At 71.0% G+C, this 20881-nt stretch carries 21 protein-coding genes; 4 read left to right on the forward strand and 17 right to left on the reverse strand.

Annotated elements, in window-relative coordinates; all coding sequences use genetic code 11:
- The first annotated feature begins 111 nt into the window (after positions 1 to 111).
- Positions 112 to 1350: an SAV2148 family HEPN domain-containing protein gene (locus OG485_RS32325; RefSeq protein WP_328672111.1), complete on the forward strand. Its 1239-nt coding sequence runs from the start codon at positions 112 to 114 to the stop codon at positions 1348 to 1350.
- Between the two features lie 106 nt (positions 1351 to 1456).
- Entirely contained in the window at positions 1457 to 2179 is a 723-nt protein-coding gene (locus OG485_RS32330) for a 3'-5' exonuclease (RefSeq protein WP_328672112.1), read from the forward strand.
- Positions 2180 to 2321: 142 nt separating this feature from the next.
- Here the strand turns inward: OG485_RS32330 and OG485_RS32335 are convergent, their stop codons facing one another.
- The gene (locus tag OG485_RS32335) at positions 2322 to 3185 is read right to left on the reverse strand and encodes a phosphotransferase enzyme family protein (protein ID WP_328672113.1); all 864 of its coding nucleotides are present in this window, start codon (positions 3183 to 3185) and stop codon (positions 2322 to 2324) included.
- A 193-nt stretch (positions 3186 to 3378) separates the two neighbouring features.
- Complete coding sequence (locus OG485_RS32340) at positions 3379 to 5652, reverse strand: MMPL family transporter (RefSeq protein ID WP_328672114.1); 2274 nt, start codon at positions 5650 to 5652, stop codon at positions 3379 to 3381.
- A gap of 297 nt (positions 5653 to 5949) precedes the next feature.
- On the opposite strand from OG485_RS32340, the gene OG485_RS32345 reads away from it, so the two are divergent.
- Together OG485_RS32345 and OG485_RS32350 are read left to right on the forward strand one after the other, a co-directional pair.
- The gene (locus tag OG485_RS32345; protein WP_328672115.1) at positions 5950 to 6498 is read left to right on the forward strand and encodes a DUF1697 domain-containing protein; all 549 of its coding nucleotides are present in this window, start codon (positions 5950 to 5952) and stop codon (positions 6496 to 6498) included.
- The gene (locus OG485_RS32350) at positions 6491 to 6862 is read left to right on the forward strand and encodes a nuclear transport factor 2 family protein (RefSeq protein WP_328672116.1); all 372 of its coding nucleotides are present in this window, start codon (positions 6491 to 6493) and stop codon (positions 6860 to 6862) included. The genes OG485_RS32345 and OG485_RS32350 overlap by 8 nt, the downstream gene beginning before the upstream one ends.
- Positions 6863 to 6987: 125 nt before the next feature.
- Here OG485_RS32350 and OG485_RS32355 read toward each other — a convergent pair whose 3' ends face one another.
- The 15 genes from OG485_RS32355 to OG485_RS32425 form a co-directional block, all read right to left on the reverse strand.
- Complete coding sequence (locus tag OG485_RS32355; protein ID WP_328672117.1) at positions 6988 to 7353, reverse strand: hypothetical protein; 366 nt, start codon at positions 7351 to 7353, stop codon at positions 6988 to 6990.
- Positions 7354 to 7522: 169 nt separating this feature from the next.
- Complete coding sequence (locus OG485_RS32360; protein ID WP_328672118.1) at positions 7523 to 8269, reverse strand: sirohydrochlorin chelatase; 747 nt, start codon at positions 8267 to 8269, stop codon at positions 7523 to 7525.
- A gap of 7 nt (positions 8270 to 8276) precedes the next feature.
- Entirely contained in the window at positions 8277 to 9179 is a 903-nt protein-coding gene (locus tag OG485_RS32365; protein ID WP_328672119.1) for an ABC transporter permease, read from the reverse strand.
- Positions 9166 to 9954 (reverse strand): ABC transporter ATP-binding protein, encoded by a 789-nt coding sequence (locus OG485_RS32370; protein ID WP_328672120.1) that lies wholly within the window; start codon positions 9952 to 9954, stop codon positions 9166 to 9168. Before OG485_RS32370 ends, OG485_RS32365 begins: the two co-directional genes overlap by 14 nt.
- A 36-nt stretch (positions 9955 to 9990) precedes the next feature.
- Positions 9991 to 11112 carry an aliphatic sulfonate ABC transporter substrate-binding protein gene (locus OG485_RS32375; RefSeq protein WP_328672121.1) on the reverse strand — a complete coding sequence of 374 codons (1122 nt, stop codon included), beginning with the start codon at positions 11110 to 11112 and terminating at the stop codon, positions 9991 to 9993.
- Positions 11113 to 11338: 226 nt separating this feature from the next.
- A complete protein-coding gene (locus OG485_RS32380; RefSeq protein WP_328672122.1) occupies positions 11339 to 12694 on the reverse strand; it encodes a sulfate adenylyltransferase subunit 1 in 1356 nt (451 codons plus the stop codon).
- A gap of 2 nt (positions 12695 to 12696) precedes the next feature.
- Entirely contained in the window at positions 12697 to 13635 is a 939-nt protein-coding gene (cysD, locus tag OG485_RS32385; protein ID WP_328446894.1) for a sulfate adenylyltransferase subunit CysD, read from the reverse strand.
- Complete coding sequence (gene cysC, locus OG485_RS32390; protein WP_328672123.1) at positions 13632 to 14231, reverse strand: adenylyl-sulfate kinase; 600 nt, start codon at positions 14229 to 14231, stop codon at positions 13632 to 13634. The genes cysD and cysC overlap by 4 nt, the downstream gene beginning before the upstream one ends.
- Positions 14228 to 14938 (reverse strand): phosphoadenylyl-sulfate reductase, encoded by a 711-nt coding sequence (locus OG485_RS32395; protein ID WP_328672124.1) that lies wholly within the window; start codon positions 14936 to 14938, stop codon positions 14228 to 14230. Before OG485_RS32395 ends, cysC begins: the two co-directional genes overlap by 4 nt.
- Positions 14935 to 15114 (reverse strand): hypothetical protein, encoded by a 180-nt coding sequence (locus OG485_RS32400; RefSeq protein WP_261704338.1) that lies wholly within the window; start codon positions 15112 to 15114, stop codon positions 14935 to 14937. The genes OG485_RS32395 and OG485_RS32400 overlap by 4 nt, the downstream gene beginning before the upstream one ends.
- The gene (locus OG485_RS32405) at positions 15111 to 16805 is read right to left on the reverse strand and encodes a nitrite/sulfite reductase (protein WP_328672125.1); all 1695 of its coding nucleotides are present in this window, start codon (positions 16803 to 16805) and stop codon (positions 15111 to 15113) included. Before OG485_RS32405 ends, OG485_RS32400 begins: the two co-directional genes overlap by 4 nt.
- 136 nt (positions 16806 to 16941) lie before the next feature.
- Positions 16942 to 17025 (reverse strand): putative leader peptide, encoded by an 84-nt coding sequence (locus OG485_RS32410; protein ID WP_309486338.1) that lies wholly within the window; start codon positions 17023 to 17025, stop codon positions 16942 to 16944.
- Between the two features lie 163 nt (positions 17026 to 17188).
- Positions 17189 to 17761, reverse strand: coding sequence for a GNAT family N-acetyltransferase (locus tag OG485_RS32415; protein WP_328672126.1), 573 nt, complete (start codon positions 17759 to 17761; stop codon positions 17189 to 17191).
- Between the two features lie 76 nt (positions 17762 to 17837).
- Positions 17838 to 19184 carry a hypothetical protein gene (locus OG485_RS32420; RefSeq protein ID WP_328672127.1) on the reverse strand — a complete coding sequence of 449 codons (1347 nt, stop codon included), beginning with the start codon at positions 19182 to 19184 and terminating at the stop codon, positions 17838 to 17840.
- 160 nt (positions 19185 to 19344) lie between these two features.
- Positions 19345 to 20640, reverse strand: coding sequence for a GAF domain-containing protein (locus OG485_RS32425; protein ID WP_328672128.1), 1296 nt, complete (start codon positions 20638 to 20640; stop codon positions 19345 to 19347).
- Positions 20641 to 20881 lie beyond the last annotated feature (241 nt).

The following is a 20881-nucleotide window of genomic DNA, read 5'->3' on the forward strand; positions in this document are numbered from 1 at the left end:
CGACATGTGCATCGGGCTGCACCGCTCGCCGCTCCCGGAGTACCCTTCCTTGATCGTTGATTGGGGCCTGGCCCCTGGGGAGTGCTCGGGGGAGCGGAAGGCGGTGCGCGGGTGGGCTCGGGAGGGCTGGAGCTGCCTCCTGGTGACGAGGGTCACGAGGGGAACTCCACGGATGTCCCGCCCGGCGCGGTGTCCCTGGCGCGGCCGATGGAAATGGGATCCATTGGACCGGAACTGGACTGGGGCGCCGACGCCTGGAGCGAGGTGCGTACGCGCGCCCAGCGAGCCGGGCGCGCCTACATCTGGCTGAACCTGGTCGAACAGCGGCTGCGCGCGGTCGTGGCCGCTGTTCTCCGGCCCGTCTACGAACCCGTCCACGGCGACGACTGGGTGGTCGCCGCCGCCGGCCCGGCCGGCCAGGAATGGGTGCAGCGCGCCGTCGCCGTACGCGAAGTCAGCCGCCGCAAGGGCTACTTGCTCGACCCGGCGGACGACAATGTGCTGAGTTTCCTCACGTTGCCCCAGCTGCGCGAGCTGATGGTGCAGCACTGGCCGTGCTTCGAGCCGTACTTCGACGAGCGCAGGGACGTCGAACTCGCCCTGGACGAGCTGGAAGTGACCCGGAACGTCGTCTCGCGCAACCGGGCGCTGTCCGAGGCCGTCCTGAGCCAGGCCGAGCGGGCGGCGGCGAAACTTCTGGAGATCCTGGGCGCCGGGAGCGATGTGCCCTCCGCGCGCCGGCTGCCCGTGGACGCCGTCGAGGAACTCGTGGGCGACCGCTACGCGGACGTCGTCGGGGTGCACTCCGACCGCGTGCGGCTGCTGCGCCAGTTCCCCGCCGAGGACCTCTTCGGCGGATCCCGCCGGCTCGACGCGATCGGCATCGGCCTGAACCTGCTGGTGCAGAACTTCTCCGGGCGCCGGCTGGTCCGCCTCGCCGAGTCCGGCTGCCGGACACGGCTGCTGTTCCTGAACCCCGCGTCCAGCGCGGTCAAGCGGCGCGAACGCGAACTCGGCATCAGACGCGGCGAGCTCAGCCGCGCGGTCGAGATGAACATCCTGCACATGCGCCGGGTGCGGTCCCGGCTGCGCGACCCGGACGCCTTCGAGATCCAGGTGTACGACGAGACGCCCCGCTTCACCGCGTACCTCGTCGACGGGGACGGCTCGGACGGCATCGCGGTCGTGCAGTCCTATCTGCGCCGAACGCGGGGCATGGAGGCGCCGGTCCTGGTGCTGCGCGGCGGAAGCCGGGTGCTCAAACCGGACGAGATCGGCGAGGAGGGGCTCTTCCCCACCTATCGCGAGGAGTTCGAGGTGGCTTGGGCCGATTCGCGGCCTGTGTCCTGAAAGGCCGTTTCGTCCGGTCTGATGGAACGCGGTCCCCGGATTGTCAGTGGCCCGTGGGATCGTGGAGACCACTGGGGGAAAGCACCACGAAGAAGGGGGGCCACCCATGGGCTGGCACCGGGAGCTGCTGATCGGCTTCGACCTGGAGACGACCGGGACCGATCCGCGCGAGTCGCGCATCGTCACGGGCGCCGTGATAGAGGTCAAGGGCGGAGAGCCGCTGGGCCGCCGCGAATGGCTGGCCGATCCGGGCGTGGAGATCCCGGTCGACGCGGTGGCCGTGCACGGGATCACCAACGAGCGCGCGACCGCCGAGGGCCGCCCCGCGGACGAGGTCGCCGACGCCATCGCCGGAGTCCTCGTCACCTACTGGCGCACCGGCGTCCCGGTCGTCGCGTACAACGCCGCCTTCGACCTCACGCTGCTCTCCGCCGAGCTGCGGAGATACGGACTGCCCTCGCTCAGCGAGCGGCTCGGCGGCGTGGACCCGGCACCGGTCATCGACCCGTACACGATCGACCGCTCCGTGGACCGGTACCGCCGGGGCAAGCGCAACCTGGAGGCGGTCTGCACCGAGTACGGGGTGGTCCTGGACTCCGCCCACGACGCCTCGGCCGACGCCCTCGCCGCCGCCCGGCTCGCCTGCGCGATAGCCGGCCGCCACCCCAAGGTCGCGGCCCTCGGTCCCGTCGAGCTGCACCGGCGCCAGATCGAGTGGTACGCGGAATGGGCGGCGGACTTCCAGTCCTTCCTGCGTCGCAAGGGCGAGACGGACGCGGTGGTGGACGGCACCTGGCCGCTGCGGGACCTGGCGGACGAACACGTCTGACCCGACCGGGGGCCGGGGCGCGCCCCTCGTGCCGCCCTGGGCAGGCGGGCACCCGGCATCCGGTCGGGCACCTGGCATCCCGGGCGGCCCCGGATGGGAACCTGACCTCAGGGCGGCCCTGGACGGGCATCCCGGTGGCAGGTCAGAACGGGTACCAGCGCACCGTCTCGTCGCCGTCCCGCAGTGACGCCACCCGGCGTCCGAACTCGGCCAGCGCCTTCGGGTTCGTCGGCGCGTGCTGGGCGACCCAGGCGCAGCTCGCGGTCTCGCGGGCACCCCGGAGCACCGAGCAGCCCTCCCACGCCCGGACGTCCCAGCCGTACGTCTCGGTGAAGGAGTCGTAGGCCTCGGCGGGAAGCCCGTAGCGGTCGCGGGACAGGGCCATGACCACCAGGTCGTGCTCCCGCAGGTCCGCGGCGAAGGTCTCCAGGTCGACCAGGACCGGCCCCTGCGGGCCGACATGGACGTTGCGGGGCAGCGCGTCGCCGTGGATCGGGCCCGGCGGGAGCTGCGGGGTGAGCGCGGCGGCCGCCGCGGCGAAGCCGTCGCGCCGCTCCCGCAGATACGCCGCGTCCGCGGGGGCGATCGCGTCGCCCGCCAGACGCAGCCAGCGCTCCACGCCGCCGAGGAGTTCGCGGGGCGGCAGCGCGAACGAGGGGGAGGGCAGCGCGTGCACCACCCGCAGCAGCCCGGCCAGATCGCGCGGTTCGGCGGGGCGGACGGCGTCGGGCAGCCGGTGCCACACCGTCACGGGGTGTCCGTCGACCAGCAGCGCTTCCGGCTCGGCGGCCCGCACCGCGGGGACGCCCGACTCGGCGAGCCAGGCGGCGACGGCCAGTTCCCGGCGTGCCCGGTCGTGGAGTTCGGCGTCGCGCCCCACCTTGACGACCAGGTCACCGGCGCCGAACACCGCGTTCTCGCCGAGGGCGAGGAGCGACGCGTCCCGTACCGGTCCCGGCAGCACCTTCGCCGCGGCCAGTACGTCCCGCGCCCGTGCCTCGTCCATCGCTCGCCTCCGTGTGCTCGTATGCCGCCCGCGCGGCCCTCGCGTACGACGGCTCCGGGTGCGCGCCGTCCGTCGGCCAGTCTCGCATTTCCCCAGGCCGGACACGGCGAAGGGCCTGTCGGCCCCTCCGGGAGGAGGAGACCGACAGGCCCTGGTGGTGTGCGGTTCTCCCGGCGGTCGGCCGGGACGGGGCCTAGACCCCGGCCCGCTCGCCCTGGAGCACCGGCGGCGCGACCGCCTCGGGGGCCTCGTCGTGGGTGAGGTCGGGCATCCGGTTCAGCCACTTCGGCAGGTACCAGTTGCGCTCGCCGAGCAGCGCCATCACCGCGGGGAGCAGGACACCCCGGATGATCGTCGCGTCGATGAGCACCGCGGCCGCCAGGCCCACACCCATCTGCTTCATGGACTGCATGGACAGCGTTCCGAAGATCGCGAAGACGGCGACCATGATGACGGCGGCGCTGGTGACGACACCGGCCGTGGTGACCACCCCGTGCCGGATCGCGTCCTTGGTGCTGCGGCCGCGCAGCCGGGCCTCACGGATCCGGGAGACCACGAACACGTGGTAGTCCATCGAGAGCCCGAAGAGGATCACGAAGAGGAACAGCGGCAGCCAGGCGACGATGGCGCCGACGCCCTCCGCGCCCACCAGGGAGGCACCCCAGCCGTGCTGGAAGACGGCGACCAGGATGCCGTAGGCGGCCGCCACCGAAAGGAGGTTGAGCACGATCGAGGTGATCGCGATCGTCAGCGAGCGGAAGGAGAGCAGCATCAGGACGAAGGCGAACACGACCACGAAGGCGAACACCGGGGTCACCGAGCCGACGAGCTGGTCGTTGAAGTCGTGCGATCCCGCCACCTGACCGGTGATGGGGGCCTGAAGCCCGTCGACCTTGCCGAGTGTCTGCGGGCGCACCTTGTCGCGCAGCAGCTCCAGGCTCTTCTCCGCCTTGTCCTGGTCGGAGCCGCCGACCAGCGGGACGTAGACGAAGGCGACGTTGTGCTCCGCGTGCACCTTGATGTCGACCGGACCGCGCGAGGCACCCGAACTGACCGCCGCCGCACGGAAGTCGGCGAGCGCCGCCTTCACATCGGCCGCGTCGATGTCCCGCGCCTTGACGACCACCTCGGCCGGCTCGGAGCCGCCGGGGAAGGCCTCGTTGACCCGGTTGTAGGTGCCGACGATCGCCAGCGAGTCGCCGAACTCCTTGTCGAGGGTGAGCTGTTGGGTCTTCATGCCGAGCGCCGGAGCGGCCACGGCGAGCAGGGCGCCCGTCGCGACGACCAGGGAGATCGCGGGCCTGGCGAGCACGACGCGCAGGACGGCGCTCCAGAACCGGCTGCCCTCTTCGGCCGGGCGGCGGTTGCTGCGGCCGTCGTTCGCGCCGCGCCGCTTGGCCCGGCGCAGGAACGGAAGGCGGCCCTTCTCGACGCGGTCGCCGAGCAGGGAGAGCAGCGCGGGCAGCACGGTGACCGAGCCGACCATGGCGACGGCCACGACCATCAGGGAGGCCAGGCCCATCGCCTCGAACTCGGCGAGCCCGGTGAACAGCATGCCCGCCATCGCCACGCACACGGTGACTCCGGAGACGATGATGGCGCGGCCACTGGTCGCGGCGGCGATCCGCAGGGCCGTACCGGCGTCACGTCCGGCCTCGCGCTCCTCGCGCTCACGCCGCAGATAGAACAGGCAGTAGTCGACGCCGACGGCCAGACCCACCAGCAGCATCACGGAGTTGGCCGTGTCGCTCATCGGCATCAGATGGCTGACGAGGCCCATCAGGCCCATCGTCGCCATGATCGCGGTGACCGCGAGGGCCACCGGCAGCAATGCCGCCACGAGCGCGCCGAACGCGATCAGCAGGATGCCCAGCGCCACGGGGACGGCGGAGAGTTCGGCCTTCTGGAAGTCGTCGCCGAACGCGTCGTCGTACTGCTTCATCATGCTCGCGCCGCCGATCTCCTCGATCCGCAGCCCGGCGTGGTCCTTCTGCACGCCCTTGACGGCGTTCAGCACGGGCTCGACACGGTCGCCCGCCGTCTCCGAGTCGCCGCGCATCTCGAACTGGACGAGCGCGCTGCGCCCGTCCTTCGAGATCGTCTTCGTGTCGTACGGGGAGGTCACGTCCGTGACCTTGCCGGTGGCGCCGACCGCCTCGACGACCGCGGCGACCGCGCTCCTGAACTCGGCGTCCGTGGCCTTCGTGCCCGCGTCCTTCGCCTGGATCAGGACCGTCTCACTGGCCGGCTCCTTGATGTCGGCGTCCTCGATGATCTTGGCCGCGGTGTGTGTCTCGCCCTTGAGCTGGTCGCTCTCCTTGACGTCGACGCGGCCCGCCGCGGAGCCGAGGCCCATCGCCAGGACGACGAACAGCACCCAGATTCCGACGGCCGCCCATCGGTGGCGGGCGCTCCAGCCGCCTGCTCGCGCGGCGATGCCGCGCACCCGTGTGTCTGCGTTCCCCATGACGGGCCTGCCCCCTTGAGCACGGTGACAGCCCCTGCCGCCACCTTTCGTATTGAAGGTATGGGCCCGATAAGCGCGTCTCCTCGTACTGTCCGGTGAACTGCCGGACCTCCCGCTCCTCCCCGCGGACCCCGCCTTCTCCGCACTGGGGAGGACGGAAGCCCCTTACACCTAACGGCACTTCTCGGGGGTGCCGCTCAGGGACCGGCCCTGTTGCGGGAAGCCTGGCGGGCGGCCCCACGGGTACGGCCGTCGTGCCCACCCTCGGGGGCGCGGCACCCGGCCTATGGTGTTCGGATGACGACGACGTACGCGGCGCTGTTGCGCGGCATCAACGTGGGCGGCGCGAAAAAGGTGCCGATGGCCGAGCTGCGCACCCTGATGGAAGGACTCGGGTACGGCGACGTCCGTACCTATCTCCAGAGCGGAAACGCGGTGTTCAGCAGCGACGGCGGGGACGAGGAGTCCCTCGCCGAGGAGCTCTCGGGCGCCATCGAGAAGCACTTCGGCTTCGGCGTCGGCGTACTCGTCCGCGATCACGCGTACCTGCGGGCCGTCAGGGAGGCCTGCCCGTTCCCGGCCGCCGAGCTGGAGGGCAGGCAACTGCACGTCACCTACTTCTCGGGGCCCGTCGACGCCGAGCGCTTCGTCTCCGTCGAGCCCGCGGCCTTCCTCCCCGAGGAGTTCCGCCTCGGCGACCGCGTCCTCTACCTCTACGCACCCGACGGCCTCGGCCGCTCCAAGCTCGCCGAGGCCCTGGCGAAGCCCAGACTGCTCAAGGGCGTCCTCGTCACCACACGCAACTGGAACACGGTCGTCAAACTGGAGGAGCTGACCGGTGCTTGAGCGCAATGCCGCCGTCGAGGCCGCCATCGAGAGCGAACTGCGCCTGCTCGACCCGACGGTCCGCCGCTCGGCCGACCTCGTCGCCGCGCTGCTGCACCCCGGCTTCCGCGAGTTCGGCGCGTCCGGCCGCGTCTGGGACCGCGCCTCGACCGTCGCGTCGCTGGCCGCCGGGATGGAGGACGGCGGCCGCATCACGACCTCGCGCATGAAAGGGGTGCAGCTCGCCCCCGACCTGGTCCACCTGACCTTCGACACCGACAACAACGGCCGCCGGGCGCATCGGAGTTCGCTGTGGCGCCGAACCGGCACCGAGTGGCTCCTGTACTTCCACCAGGGCACCCCGTTCAACTCCGCCGAAGAATGACCCGCCGTATGCCCGCATGGGTCGCGGTGTCACGGCGGAGCGGTTGTCCGAGCCCTCGCACTGCACGGACCGGGACGCGGGGTGGTTCACAACCGCCGCACGCGGATCGTTCCGCCGGGAAAGCCTCAGTCGTCAGGGGCGTCCGGCCGCGCCTCGAAGGGAGCCGCGGACGGCAGACGAGACCGGCTCCGCCACAACTGCCGCGCCTCCCGCTTCCGCTGCTCCAGGCGCTCCCGCCGTTCCCGCAGGTCCTCGGACACGGTCATACCGAGCGGGAACGGCCATGCGACGGACATGAGGACCCATAGGAACAGCGCCAGAGGGAGCCCGGAGTCGTCCGTCGGCATCCGGTCCTCCACGGCCTCCCGCATACCCCAGGGGGTCAGCCAGAGTGCCTTCCCGTACTTGATCCAGCCGTAAAGAACCCATGCGCACTGGCCGGCGACCAGATACCCGACGATGCAGACGGCGACGATCACCAGGACCTTCACGAACTCTCGCTCCTCGCCCGTTTTGCGGTGCCGACGGTGACGGGCCCCGCCGGATCGCCCGTCGGACCGGCCTGGCGGTTCCGGGAATTGCACCACACACGGGCGTCGGGCGGCAGCCGGGTTTCCGGTGCGCCATCCGCAGGCCGCCGCGAAGGCCCCGCCTTCGAGGTCAGGCGCCGACCGCCGCCAAGGACGGCATCCGCGCCTCGTCGTACCGGTCCAGCAGGACCCGCGCGACCTCCGGCGCGGGACCGAGGACGTCGGCGAGCACGTCCGCCGCGGCGGCGCCCCGGGCGATGCGGTCCGGCAGGAAGCCGGGGGCCAGGACGTACGGCGCGACGGCGACGCGTTCGCAGCCGAGGGCGCGCAGCTCACGGACGGCGTCCTCGGTGCGGGGAAGGGATGCGGAGGCGAACGCGGGCCGCACGGCGCACCAACCGGTGTGCCGCCACTCCCGCGCGATTTCTGCGATCACCGCGATCGCCTCCGGGTCGGTGGACCCCGCCGAGGCCAGTACGACCCCGGTCGAGGACTTGTCGGCGGGCGTCAGCCCGGCCTCGTACAGCCGGCGTTCGAGCGCGGCCGTCAGCAGCGGGGACGGGCCGAGCACCTCCGCCTGCCGGATCCGCAGCCGCGACGGTGCCTGGCGCAGCACCGCCGGGATGTCCGACTTGGCGTGGAAGGCCCGGGTCAGCAGCAGCGGCAGGGCCACCACATCGCGAACGCCCTCGGCCGCCAGGGAGTTCAGCACCCCCTGCACGGAAGGGATGTTGAAGTCCAGGAAGCCGGTCTCCACGCGCAGGCCGGGGCGCTGGGCGCGCACCCTTCGTACCAGGGCATGCACCGTCGCGGCGTGCCGCGGATCGCGGCTGCCGTGGGCGATGACGACGAGGACGGGACGCTCCGGCCTGCTCATGACGGTGTCAGCCCTTCACCAGGAGTCCGCGGCTGCGCAGCACCCACCGCTCCACCGGGCTGAAGACGATCAGGTCGATGGCGATGCCGACGAACAGGATGAGGAAGATGGCGAGGAAGACCATCGGCATGGAGCTGGCGTTGCGGCCGTTCTCCAGCAGTTGGCCGAGTCCCACGCCGAGGTCGGGGGAGGAGGCGATGATCTCCGCGGCCATCAGGGAGCGCCAGGAGAACGCCCAGCCCTGCTTCAGACCGGCCAGATAGCCGGGCAGCGCGGCCGGCATCACGATGTGCCAGGTCCCGCGCAGACCCGTCGCGCCCATCGTGCGGCCCGCCCGCAGGAAAAGCGGCGGCACCTGGTCCACGCCCGACACCAGCCCGTTGGCGATCGACGGGACGGCGCCGAGCAGGATCACCGCGTACATCATCGAGTTGTTCAGACCCAGCCAGATCACCGCAGGCGGCACCCAGGCCACCGAGGGCAGGGACTGCAGGCCCGACAGGATCGGGCCGATCGCGGCGCGCACGAACTTCACCCGGGCCACCAGCAGGCCCAGCGGGGTCCCGATCACCAGGGCGAACAGGAAGCCGAGCAGACCGCGCGAGACGCTGGTCCAGATGTAGTCGAGCAGCGTGCCCTGGAGCCAGGCGTTCTTGACCTCGCTCCAGACCTCGGACGGCGAGGGCAGCTTGGTCGGGTCGTCGACGATCCTGAAGGTGATCAGCGCCTGCCAGGCCGCCACGACGATCACGAACGCGACCAGCGGCGGGAGCACCTTCTCCCGGAACGTCGTGCCGAAGGAGCTGCGGCCGGCCACGGAGGACTCCAGCGCGTCGAGGCCCGCCTCCAGACCGCCCAGCCCGTCGTTGTCCTTGACGGCCGCGTCCGACTTCGTCTCAGTGCTGGCCATGACGGCGGATCTCCCCACGCAGTTCTTCGGTGATCTCGATGGACAGTTCCGCCACGGGGGCGTCCTCGATGCGGCGCGGCTGCGGGATGTCCACCGTCCACTCGCGGGCGATGCGCCCCGGGCGGGAGGACAGCAGGACCACGCGCTGGGCGAGCCGCACGGCCTCGCGGACGTTGTGGGTGACGAAGAGGACGGACAGTCCCGTCTCCCGCCAGATCCGCGTCAGTTCGTCGTGCAGGACGTCCCGGGTGATGGCGTCCAGCGCCGCGAACGGCTCGTCCATCAGCAGGATCTGGCTGTCCTGGGCGAGCGCCCGGGCGAGCGCCACGCGCTGGCGCATACCGCCGGACAGCTCGTGCACCCGCTTGCCGTACGCGCCCTTCAGCCGGACGAGTTCGAGCAGCTCCTCGGCGCGCCCGCGCCGCTCGGCCTTCGCAACTCCCCGCAGTTTCAGGGCGAGTTCGATGTTCTTGCCCGCGGTCAGCCACGGGAAGAGGGCGTGCTCCTGGAACATCAGAGCCGGGCGCCCGTTGGTCGTGATGGTGCCGGCGGAGGGCTTGTCCAGCCCCGCCACCAGGTTCAGCAGTGTGGACTTGCCGCACCCCGAGGCCCCCAGGAGGGTGACGAACTCGCCCGGCGCGACATCGAGGGTGATGTCGTCGAGGACGAGCTGGGGTCCCGCGGGTCCGGCGAAGGACTTCGAGACGTGCTCGATGCGGGCGGCGTACTCCGTCGTGTCGGCGCCGTCGGCGGCCTTGGCGAGTGTCGTTGCCATGGTCGTCACCTCCTGGGAACTCATCGGGATACGGGCTTACTTGACGCCGAGACCGGCGTCGTCGACCGTGCTCTCGCCGGCGGCGGCGAGGACCTTGTTCAGGAGCGTCAGGTCGTAGATGCCGGTCAGGTTCGGCTTGTCCAGGAGACCGGCCTTCACCGCGTGGTCCGCCTCGCTGTTCAGCGTGGAGGCCAGCGGGTCGTTGGTGATCTGGATGGACTTCCAGGCCGGGTCGAGGACGTCGGCCGGCAGCGCCTTGCCGGAGTCGGCCTCCAGCTGCTTGTTCGCCGAGGCCTTCGCCTCGTCCGGGTTGGCGTTGATCCACTTGTTGGTCGCGACCGAGCCCTTGAGGACCGCCTCGACGACCTTCGGGTGCTCCTTGAGGAACTTCTGCGACACGATGATGTTCGTGATCACGAACTTCTTGTCGGGCCACAGGTCCGACTCGTCGAGCAGTACCTTGCCGCCCTCGGCGACCAGCTTGGACGCGGTCGGCTCCGGCACCCAGGCGCCGTCGATGGAGCCGGACTTGTAGGCGTCCGGAGTGATCTTGTTGTCGGTGCGGACGACCGACACATCACCCTTGCCGCTCTGGGCGTCGACCTTCCAGCCCTGCTCCGCGGCCCAGTTGAGGAACGCGACGTCCTGCGTGTTGCCGAGCTGCGGCGTCGCGATCTTCTTGCCCTTGACGTCCTTCAGGGACGTGATCTTCTTGGGGTTCACCACGAGCTTGACGCCGCCCGAGGCCGAACCGCCGATGATCCTGAGGCTCTTGCCCTCGGACTTGGTGAATCCGTTGATGGACGGCGACGGACCGATCCAGCCGATGTCGATGGAGCCCGAGTTGAGCGCCTCGATCTCCGAGGGCCCGGCGTTGAAGATCTGGTACTTCGCGGCCGTGGCGCCGAGCTCCTTCTGGAAGAAGCCCTTCTGGTTGCCGACCAGCGCGGTGGCGTGCGTCAGGTTGCCGAAGTAGCCGATCTTCACGGAGTCGAGTCCGTCGATCTTCTTCGAGCCGACGGCGACCTTGGCCGCGGAGTTGTCGTCCTTGGCCTCGGATCCGTAGCTGCACGCGGCGAGCGCGAGCAGGGGGAGAGCGGTGACGAGGGCTATGCCGCGGCCCAGCAGCTTGGTGCGCGTGGAGCGGATGGCAGGCACGGGAGGGTTTCCTCTCGTTGGCCCGGCGGTCACGCCTTTCTCAGGTCGTGGCCGGGAGGTCGGCAGGTCTTCGTTCGTGCAGGCGGTGGGGGGTGAGGGCGCGCAGGCAGTGCGCGTACGTCATCGCGCACATCGCGCCACTCCGCCCTGCCCGCTGCCGAGGGCGCCGCTGCCGACGCGGCCGCCCTCCTTCGCGAACGTGGAGTAGATGTCGACGGGGTTCATGTCAGAAGTCCCAGCCGTCGTCGTCGGACTCGTCCTTGACCGGCTGCGGAGCCGCGAAGGACTCGCCGACCATGCCCGCGGTGAGGGTGGTGCCGTCGGCGGGGTCGATGAGGATGAACGCGCCGGTGCGCCGGGAGTCGGCGTAGGAGTCCAGGGGCAGCGGTTCGGCGGTGCGGATCTTGACGCGGCCGATGTCGTTGGCGACCAGCCGGCCCGGGTGCGGGTGCAGCGAGAGGTCGTCCAGGGTCAGCCGGGACGGGATGTCCTTGACGATCGCCTTGACCGTGCGGGTGCCGTGCTTGAGCAGCACCCGGTGGCCGACGGTGAGCGGTTCGTCGGCCACGTGGCAGACGGTCGCCTCGACGTCCTGCGTGGTCGGCGGCGCGTCCTTGCTCGGCACGAGCAGATCACCGCGCGAGACGTCGATGTTGTCCTCCAGCAGGAGGGTCACCGACTGCGGGGTCCAGGCGATGTCGACCGGCTTGCCCAGCAGGTCGATCCCGGCGACCTTCGTGGTGCGTCCCGACGGCAGCACGGTGACGCTCTCGCCGACCCGGAACGAGCCGGCCGCGATCTGTCCGGCGTAGCCGCGGTAGTCGGGGTGCTCCGCGGTCTGCGGGCGGATCACGTACTGCACGGGCAGCCGGGCGTGGCAGTGTGCCAGGTCGTGGCTGACCGGGACGGTCTCCAGGTGCTCTAGGACGGTGGGGCCGCCGTACCAGTCCATGTTGGCGGAGGCGTCCACCACGTTGTCACCGGCGAGCGCGGAGATCGGGATCGCGGTGATCTCGGGGACGCCCAGCTCGGAGGCGTAGGCGGTGAACTCCTCGGCGATCGCCGCGAACACCGACTCCTTGTACTCGACGAGGTCCATCTTGTTGACGGCCAGGACCACGTGCGGGACGCGCAGCAGGGCGGCCACCGCGGCGTGGCGGCGGGTCTGCTCGATGACGCCGTTGCGGGCGTCGACGAGTACGACGGCCAGGTCGGCGGTGGAGGCGCCGGTGACCATGTTGCGGGTGTACTGCACGTGCCCGGGGGTGTCGGCCAGGATGAACCGGCGCCGGGCGGTGGCGAAGTAGCGGTAGGCGACGTCGATGGTGATGCCCTGCTCGCGCTCCGCGCGCAGGCCGTCGGTGAGCAGAGCGAGGTCGGGGGTGTCCTGGCCGCGGTTGCGCGAGGCGTGCTCGACGGCCTCCAGCTGGTCGGTGAGGATCGACTTGGAGTCGTGCAGCAGGCGTCCGACCAGGGTGGACTTGCCGTCGTCGACGGAGCCCGCGGTCGCGAAACGCAGCAGGGTGGTCGCCGTCAGCTGTTCGACCGACAGGGGCTCGGCGGGTTCGGTGGTGCTGGTCATGTCTAGAAGTACCCCTCGCGCTTGCGGTCTTCCATCGCGGCCTCGGACATCTTGTCGTCGGCGCGGGTCGCGCCCCGCTCGGTGAGCCGGGACGCGGCGATCTCGGTGATCACCTGCTCCAGCGTGGTCGCGTCGGAGTCGACGGCGCCGGTGCAGGACATGTCACCCACCGTCCGGTAGCGCACGAGCCGCTTCTCCACGGTCTCGCCGTCCTTCGGTCCGCCCCACTCGCCCGCGGTCAGCCACATGTTCGACCGCTGGAAGACCTCGCGCTCGTGGGCGAAGTAGATGTCGGGCAGCTCGATGCCCTCACGGGCGATGTACTGCCACACGTCCAGCTCGGTCCAGTTCGACAGCGGGAAGACCCGCACGTGCTCACCCGGCGCGTGACGGCCGTTGTAGAGGTTCCACAGTTCGGGGCGCTGGCGGCGCGGATCCCACTGCGAGAACTCGTCCCGCAGCGAGAACACCCGCTCCTTGGCCCGCGCCTTCTCCTCGTCACGGCGTCCGCCGCCGAACACGGCGTCGAAACGCTCGGACTGGATCTTCTCCGTCAGCGGCAGCGTCTGCAGCGGATTACGCGTCCCGTCGGGGCGCTCACGCAGCACACCGCGGTCGATGTAGTCCTGCACCGAGGCGACGTGCAGCCGCAGCCCGTGCCGCTCCACCGTCCGGTCGCGGTACTCGAGGACCTCGGGGAAGTTGTGCCCGGTGTCCACGTGCAGCAGCGTGAAGGGGACCGCCGCCGGGGCGAACGCCTTCAGCGCCAGATGCAGCATCACGATCGAGTCCTTGCCACCGGAGAACAGGATCACCGGCCGCTCGAACTCACCCGCCACCTCACGGAAGATGTGGACGGCCTCCGACTCCAGCGCGTCCAGGTGCGACAGCGCGTAGGGGCTGCTCTCGGTCTCCTCGGAGACACTGGCGACGGTCGTCATGCGAGACCCTTCTCGGTGAGCAGCGCGTGCAGCGCGGCGGCGGACTCCTGCACGGTCTGGGTGTGCGACTCGATGCGCAGGTCGGGCGACTCGGGCGCCTCGTACGGGTCGTCGACCCCGGTCAGCCCCGTGAGCTCGCCCGCGGCCTGCTTGGCGTACAGACCCTTCACATCCCGTACGGAGCACACCTCGACCGGGGTCGCCACGTGCACCTCCAGGTACGTCGTCCCGTTCTCCTGGTGGCGCCCGCGCACCGCCTCGCGGCTGTCCGCGTACGGAGCGATGACAGGGACGAGCGCCTTCACGCCGTTGCGGGCCAGCAGTTCGGCCAGGAAGCCGATGCGCTGCACGTTGGTGTGCCGGTCCTCGCGGCTGAAGCCGAGGCCCGCCGAGATGAACTCGCGGATCTCGTCACCGTCGAGGACCTCGACGCGGTGGCCCTCCTCGCGGAGCCGGCCCGCCAGTTCGTAGGCGATGGTGGTCTTGCCGGCACTCGGCAGACCCGTGAGCCAGACAGTGGCTCCGCTCGTCACTTGCCGCTCCTGGGAAATCGTGGGGTCCGCGCCGGGCGCGGTGTCCGTCGTGGTCGTCGTCATCCGTGCAGCCCGCACTCGGTCTTGGCGCGGCCCGCCCAGCGGCCGGCGCGCGCGTCCTCGCCCTCCAGCACCCGGCGGGTGCACGGCGCGCAGCCGACGGAGGCGTAACCGTCCGTCAGCAGCGGGTTGGTGAGGACCCCGTGCTCGGCGACGTACGCGTCCACGTCCGCCTGCGTCCAGCGGGCGATGGGTGAGATCTTGACCTTCCGCCGCTTCTCGTCCCAGCCGACGACCGGGGTGTTCGCCCGGGTCTCCGACTCGTCGCGGCGCAGCCCCGTCGCCCAGGCGTCGTACGCGGTCAGGCCCTCTTCGAGCGGCTTGACCTTGCGCAGGGCGCAGCACAGGTCGGGGTCGCGGTCGTGCAGCTTCGGCCCGTGCTCGGCGTCCTGCTCGGCAACGCTCCGACGCGGGGTCAGGGTGATGACGTTGACGTCCATCACGGCCTCGACCGCGTCACGGGTGCCGATGGTCTCCGGGAAGTGGTAGCCGGTGTCGAGGAACACCACGTCCACACCGGGCCGGGCGCGGGAGGCGAGATGGGCGACGACCGCGTCCTCCATGGAGGAGGTCACGCAGAACTTCCCGCCGAAGGTGTCCACCGCCCACCGGAGGATCTCCAGCGCGGAGGCGTCCTCCAGGTCGCGCCCCGCCCGCTCGGCCAGGCTCTTCAAGTCCTCGCCCGCGCGCTCTTGCCGAATGGCCGTCATATCTCCGCCCCTCCACGCTCTTCCCGCTGGACGCCCCGGGACAGCAGTCCCAGGAACTTCAGCTGGAAGGCTCGGTTGCACGCCGCGCATTCCCACGCGCCGTGGCCCTCTTCGCTGGGTCGCAGGTCTTCGTCTCCGCAGTAGGGGCAGTAGAACGGCGCGGCACGCTCGCTCACGACAGCGCCTCCTCGGAGGCACGCGCGGCCCAGGCGGCGAAGCGCTCGTCGTCCTCGCGCTCCGCCTGGAAACGCTTCAGGACACGCTCGATGTAGTCGGGCAGCTCGTCCGAAGTGACCTTCAGGCCACGGACCTTGCGGCCGAATCCGGCTTCCAGGCCGAGCGCGCCGCCCAGGTGCACCTGGTAACCCTCGACCTGCTCACCGTTCTCGGCGAGGACCAGCTGGCCCTTGAGACCGATGTCCGCGACCTGGATACGGGCGCAGGCGTTGGGGCAGCCGTTGATGTTGATGGTGATGGGCTCGTCGAACTCGGGGATGCGGCGCTCGAGTTCGTCGATCAGGGAGGCACCGCGCGCCTTGGTCTCGACGATCGCGAGCTTGCAGTACTCGATGCCGGTGCAGGCCATCGTGCCGCGCCGGAAGGTGGAGGGGCGGGCGGTCAGGTCGAGAGCCTCCAGGCCCTCGACGAGCGAGTCGATCTGCGCCTGCTCCACGTCGAGCACGATCATCTTCTGCTCGACGGTGGTGCGCAGCCGGCCCGAGCCGTGCGCCTCGGCCAGCTCGGCGATCTTCGTCAGGGTGGCGCCGTCGACGCGGCCGACGCGCGGGGCGAAGCCGACGTAGTACCGGCCGTCCTGCTGCCGGTGCACTCCGACGTGGTCGCGCCAGCGGGCGACGGGCTGGTCGGGGGCGGGACCGTCGACCAGCTTGCGCTTCAGGTACTCGTCCTCCAGGACCTGGCGGAACTTCTCCACGCCCCAGTCGGCGACCAGGAACTTCAGACGGGCGCGGTTGCGCAGCCGCCGGTATCCGTAGTCACGGAAGATCGACAGGACGCCGATGTGGACGTCCGCCACCTCGTCGAGCGGCACCCAGGCGCCCAGGCGCTGACCGATCTTCGGGTTGGTGGAGAGGCCGCCGCCGACCCAGAGGTCGAAGCCGGGGCCGTGCTCCGGGTGGTTCACGCCGACGAAGGCGACGTCGTTGATCTCGTGCGCCACGTCCAGCAGCGGCGAGCCGGAGATCGCGGTCTTGAACTTGCGGGGCAGGTTGGAGAAGTCCTTGTTGCCGATGACCCGGCGGTGGATCTCCTCGATGGCCGGGGTGCCGTCGATGATCTCGTCCTCGGCGATGCCGGCGACGGGCGAGCCGAGGATGACGCGGGGCGTGTCACCGCAGGCCTCGGTCGTGGACAGGCCGACGGCCTCCAGGCGCTCCCAGATCTCCGGGACGTCCTCGATGCGGATCCAGTGGTACTGGACGTTCTGACGGTCGGTGAGATCGGCGGTGCCGCGCGCGAACTCCTGCGAGATCTCGCCGATGACCCGGAGCTGCTCGGTGGTCAGCCGGCCACCGTCGATCCGCACCCGCAGCATGAAGAACTTGTCGTCCAGCTCCTCCGGCTCCAGGATCGCGGTCTTGCCGCCGTCGATCCCGGGCTTGCGCTGGGTGTACAGACCCCACCAACGCATCCGGCCGCGCAGGTCGTTGGGGTCGATCGAGTCGAATCCCCGCTTCGAGTAGACCGTCTCAATGCGTGTCCGCACATTGAGACCGTCGTCGTCCTTCTTGAACTGCTCGTTGCCGTTGAGCGGGGTGAAGTGGCCTACGGCCCACTGGCCCTCGCCGCGGTGACGGCTCACCTTGCGGCGGGGCGTGACGACGGGATCCTGAGGGGTGGCGGCCATGGCTGTTACGTCCTTCGAGACTGCGGGGCAGGTTTGACTGCGGCTCTGACCTGCGCATACGGGTGCATACGGAAGAAATGGGCGCAGCACTGCGCAAGGGTCGCAAAAAAGAGGGGGCTCGGCGCTGCTGGTCTGATCAGCTCGCCGGACAGATGGCGCTGGACATGCGGCCGAGGTCGACGTGCCGCCGACTCACCAAGGCAATTCCAGTTCCAGACATGACGGAAGCGTGTCACGGGGATCTCGGGGCAGTCCACCGTCATCCATTATGTGGACATCCATGTCCCGGATCTTGAGACCTGGGTGTTGTCGATCACATGACCGGCCCTCCCGCGGTGCCGCGAGGAGGGCCGGGAGCCGTGGTCACCACGGTACAAAGCGGGTCAGACGGTGTGCGCGCCCGGCCAGGGCCCCGGTGTGGCGGCCTCTTCCTCCTGCTCGACCTTGGTGTCGAAGAGCCGGAAGCCGCGGCGCTGGTAGTTGTCCATCGCGTGCTCGCCGTCCTTGCTGCACGTGTGCAGCCAGACGCGCTTCGTACCGGCCCGCCCCGGCCAGCGTTCGGCCAGGTCCCAGGCGCGTGCGGTCCCGAAGGAGAGGAGGTGGCCCCCGATCCGGCGGCCGCGGAACGCGGGCAGGAGTCCGAAGTAGGCGATCTCCACGGCCCCGTCGTCCTGGGCGTCGAGTTCGACGTAGCCCGCGGGGGTCCCCCGGTCGTAGGCGACCCAGGTCTCCGTGCCCGGCCGGTCGAGGACCTCCTGCCACTGCGCGTACGTCCACGCGAGCCGGTCCGTCCAGAGGATGTCCCCGCCGACCGAGGCGTACAGGAAGCGGCTGAACTCGGGCGAGGGGACCTCGGCGCGGACGATCCGCAGGTCCCCGTCGGGCGCGCTCGCGGGGAGCAGGTCGGCCGGGGCCGTCTGCTCCAGGGACCAGGTGGTCACGTTGATGCTGCTCATGACCGCCAGGGAATCACGCGACCGGGCGCCTCTCCAAAGCCGTCCGCGGACCGGCGCCCCCGGGCGGCGGGCTCCGCTATCCGAGCGAGCCGTCGACCGACGGCAGCGGCACCGCGTAGAGCACCCTGCGGCCCGCCGCGCCGGTGAGACTCCACAGCTCGCCGGTCTGCTGCCAGTAGGAGAGCGACCCGGTGCCGAGGCCCCAGCAGGCGTGCGACTGGTCGGCGGTGCACGTGGCCGCCTCGGCGCCGTCCGTGCTCTGACGCCACAGGGACCCGTGCCCGGCGCGGCTGTCGGACGGCCGCCCGATGTACCACTTGGCCTCGCGGTCGCCCGCGGACCGGTGCGAGAGGGCGCCGGAGATCCCGGATCCCTTGGTCGTGTACGCCTCGACCGCGTTCACATGGCCCTGGGCGTCGGCGAGCAGTCCGGTGCGGTACGCGGCGGTGCTGAACGCGTACCGCCACAGGCGGGTGCGCTCCGGACGGTCCTTCGCGGCCTCCGTCGCGACCAGGCTGTCGGGTGCGGTCGTACGGTCGAGGGAGAGCGAGCCGATACAGGGGACCGCGTGGTCACGGTCGCGGGTGCACGAGCCGCCCTCCAGGTCGTACGAGCCGATGGCGGGGAGCACGTACCGGTAGCCGGCGGCCGAGTAGCCGTGGCCCACCCGGCCCACGGCGCCACTGTCCACGTCGGTCCGCAGCAGCCGGTGCAGGTCGAAGACGAGCAGGCCCTCGCCGTGGTCCGCGGTGACGATCAGCTTGTCCTGGTACCAGACCATGCCGCCGAGGCCGGCGCGCACCGCCGTGAAGTCCTTGCCGCCGGCCCGCGGGGCGACCAGAAGGACCCAGCGGTAGCGGAGGGCGTCCGGATCCGTCGCGTCGACGACGGCGATCCGGGCCAGTCCCTCGTCCCGGTCCGGTGCGGCCGCCCGGCCGTCGCGGTGTGTCCAGCCGGCGAGGATCACCCGGTGCGTGCCCCAGGCGCCGTCGTCGTCGGCGTCACCGGACGTCGTCACGGAACGCGGCTGCCATCCCGATGTCCGCGCGTCGTCGTCGCCCCAGCAGTAGGCGCGGGTGGCCGTGGGCTCGACGGGGAGCGCGGCCCGCTCGTCCGCCGTGCAGTCGGCGGTGTTCCGCATCGAGCGGTCGGCGTCGCGCAGGACGCCGTCGACGCCCACGTTGCCGCCCATGTTCCCGCTGAGCGTGTCGAGCGCGTCCCGGGAGGCGAGGTTCTCGTGCAGGCTCAGCTGCGAGGAGGCGCCGGTGCGGAGCGGGGTGAGGCCGCCCGGACTGTTGGCGCCGGTGGCCTGCGAGGTGCTGATCAGGGTGGCGGCCGCGGTGAGGGCGAGCGCGGTTCCGGTGAGCGTGGCGCGCAGCGCCTGTCCTCTTCGTCGACGACGGTGTCTGCCGCGCTGCTTCATGCGTCCTCCCGGGTAGGCCAACTGCCTCCCCCGCCGAGGGCGTTGACGGAGAGACGGGTGGGGTGGCCTGTGGAGTGGATGCTACGGCAGAGACCCCCCGGCCAGGTCGAAGACCGCGGAAGACGCCCACGAAATACGCCCGCTTCACCCCTTCTCGCCTTCATGAGGGGTCCGGTCCGGCCGTCGCTCGTGCTCCGAGCACCGCGGGCGCGGTCGAGTGCGGCAGCAGGTCCCGGGGGTCGTCCGGCAGCAGGACCTCGACCTCCACCTCCTCGCGGAAGCGGTACGGCCGGTGGTCGAGGAGCCCGGTGAGCCGGCGGCGTACGCGGGAGAGTTCGGCGCGGACCGTGACCGTGCGGGTGGGGTCGCCGAAGAGGTCGACCGCGAGCTGCGCGGCGCTGCGTCCCTGCCGGTGCACGGCGAGGACGTAGAGCAGTTCGGCGTGGCGCGGGCTCAGGTCCTGGGCCCAGCTGCCCGCCGTCCCCGAGACGGTGATGTGCGGGCGCCGGGGTTCGCCGAGGTGGAGGACCACCCGCCCGGCGCTCCCCAGGTCGCCGGCGCCGGTGACGCGCAGCAGCCAGCCGCCGGGCATCGGTTCGGCGACACATGTTCCGAGGGAGGGCAGCCAGACGTGGCCCGCGCCGAAGGAGCCGGGCAGCGGGACCCGGTCCACGGGCGGCATTCCGGTGACGGCGGCGAGCCAGCCGTGGGAGTCCACCACGAGCGCCGGACCGTCCAGCCGGCACAGCAGGGGCGCGGCCACCGCGCGCAGCCGCTCGATGGCCGTCAGATGCGCGGTGCGCAGTTCGCTTTCGGCCAGTCTGGACACCGTGTCGACCAGGGCGAGGGTGGCGGGATGAAAGGTGCTGTCCGGGCCGCTCACGTCGATGATCCCGAGCAGCCGTCCGTCGCGCGGGTCGTGGACGGGCGCGGCGGCGCACGTCCAGTCGTGCAGGGTGCGCACGAAGTGCTCGGCGGAGTGCACCTGGACGGGGGCGTCCGCCGACAGGGCGGTTCCGATGGCGTTGGTGCCGGTGGTGTCCTCGCTCCAGGCGGCGCCTTCCTCCAGGCAGATGGTGTCGGCCCGGCGCAGCACGCCCGGGTTCCCCGCGCGCCACAGCACCCGGCCCTCGGGGTCGGTGACCACCATGATCTGGAGGGAGGCGTCGGCGACCGTCCCGAGGCCGCCGTGAAGGGTCGGCATCACATCGGCGAGCGCGGTGGAGGTCCGCCGGTGTTCGAGTTCGTCGGAATGGAGAAGGGTACTGTCCGTTCCTTGTTCGGGGTTGATGCCAAAACGTTTCGCTCTTTGCCAGGACCGGCCGATCACCGGACGCGGGGCGAACACGCCGGGCTCGCCCTTGACCGACGCGGCCCACGTCCGCCGGCGGTGCTCCGCGGCCTTGGACGCGTCGGACGGTGCGAACCGGGCTGGGTTGAACGATGTGGTCTTCACAGAGCACTCCCGAAACCAGGACCTCGTACGGGCCGCGTCACCGCCGTCATCCCACATCGTGCCTGCTCTCGGCCGCGTTCGCCGGGCCTTCGCGCAAGGTGCACAAAGGAATGCAACGGTCTGCAACTCTCGCCACGGTCACCAGGTTCCTTGAAACTGACAGCGATGCCGCCCGTGCGGTGTCCGAGCTCCTGAACGGGGCGAGCGGCGGGGGTGGTGCCGTGTCGGCGCAGCACCACCC

It is taken from the genome of Streptomyces sp. NBC_00328 (genome assembly GCF_036139655.1).
GTDB lineage: Bacteria > Actinomycetota > Actinomycetes > Streptomycetales > Streptomycetaceae > Streptomyces.

Excerpts from the sequence above, each read along its gene's own strand:
- OG485_RS32330 (WP_328672112.1), top strand. The coding sequence starts at position 1,457 with ATGGGCTGGCACCGGGAGCTGCTGATCGGCTTCGACCTGGAGACGACC.
- OG485_RS32335 (WP_328672113.1), bottom strand. The coding sequence starts at position 3,185 with ATGGACGAGGCACGGGCGCGGGACGTACTGGCCGCGGCGAAGGTGCTG.
- OG485_RS32340 (WP_328672114.1), bottom strand. The coding sequence starts at position 5,652 with ATGGGGAACGCAGACACACGGGTGCGCGGCATCGCCGCGCGAGCAGGC.
- OG485_RS32345 (WP_328672115.1), top strand. The coding sequence starts at position 5,950 with ATGACGACGACGTACGCGGCGCTGTTGCGCGGCATCAACGTGGGCGGC.
- OG485_RS32360 (WP_328672118.1), bottom strand. The coding sequence starts at position 8,269 with ATGAGCAGGCCGGAGCGTCCCGTCCTCGTCGTCATCGCCCACGGCAGC.
- OG485_RS32365 (WP_328672119.1), bottom strand. The coding sequence starts at position 9,179 with ATGGCCAGCACTGAGACGAAGTCGGACGCGGCCGTCAAGGACAACGAC.
- OG485_RS32370 (WP_328672120.1), bottom strand. The coding sequence starts at position 9,954 with ATGGCAACGACACTCGCCAAGGCCGCCGACGGCGCCGACACGACGGAG.
- OG485_RS32380 (WP_328672122.1), bottom strand. The coding sequence starts at position 12,694 with ATGACCAGCACCACCGAACCCGCCGAGCCCCTGTCGGTCGAACAGCTG.
- cysD (WP_328446894.1), bottom strand. The coding sequence starts at position 13,635 with ATGACGACCGTCGCCAGTGTCTCCGAGGAGACCGAGAGCAGCCCCTAC.
- cysC (WP_328672123.1), bottom strand. The coding sequence starts at position 14,231 with ATGACGACGACCACGACGGACACCGCGCCCGGCGCGGACCCCACGATT.
- OG485_RS32395 (WP_328672124.1), bottom strand. The coding sequence starts at position 14,938 with ATGACGGCCATTCGGCAAGAGCGCGCGGGCGAGGACTTGAAGAGCCTG.
- OG485_RS32405 (WP_328672125.1), bottom strand. The coding sequence starts at position 16,805 with ATGGCCGCCACCCCTCAGGATCCCGTCGTCACGCCCCGCCGCAAGGTG.
- OG485_RS32410 (WP_309486338.1), bottom strand. The coding sequence starts at position 17,025 with ATGTCTGGAACTGGAATTGCCTTGGTGAGTCGGCGGCACGTCGACCTC.
- OG485_RS32415 (WP_328672126.1), bottom strand. The coding sequence starts at position 17,761 with ATGAGCAGCATCAACGTGACCACCTGGTCCCTGGAGCAGACGGCCCCG.
- OG485_RS32420 (WP_328672127.1), bottom strand. The coding sequence starts at position 19,184 with ATGAAGCAGCGCGGCAGACACCGTCGTCGACGAAGAGGACAGGCGCTG.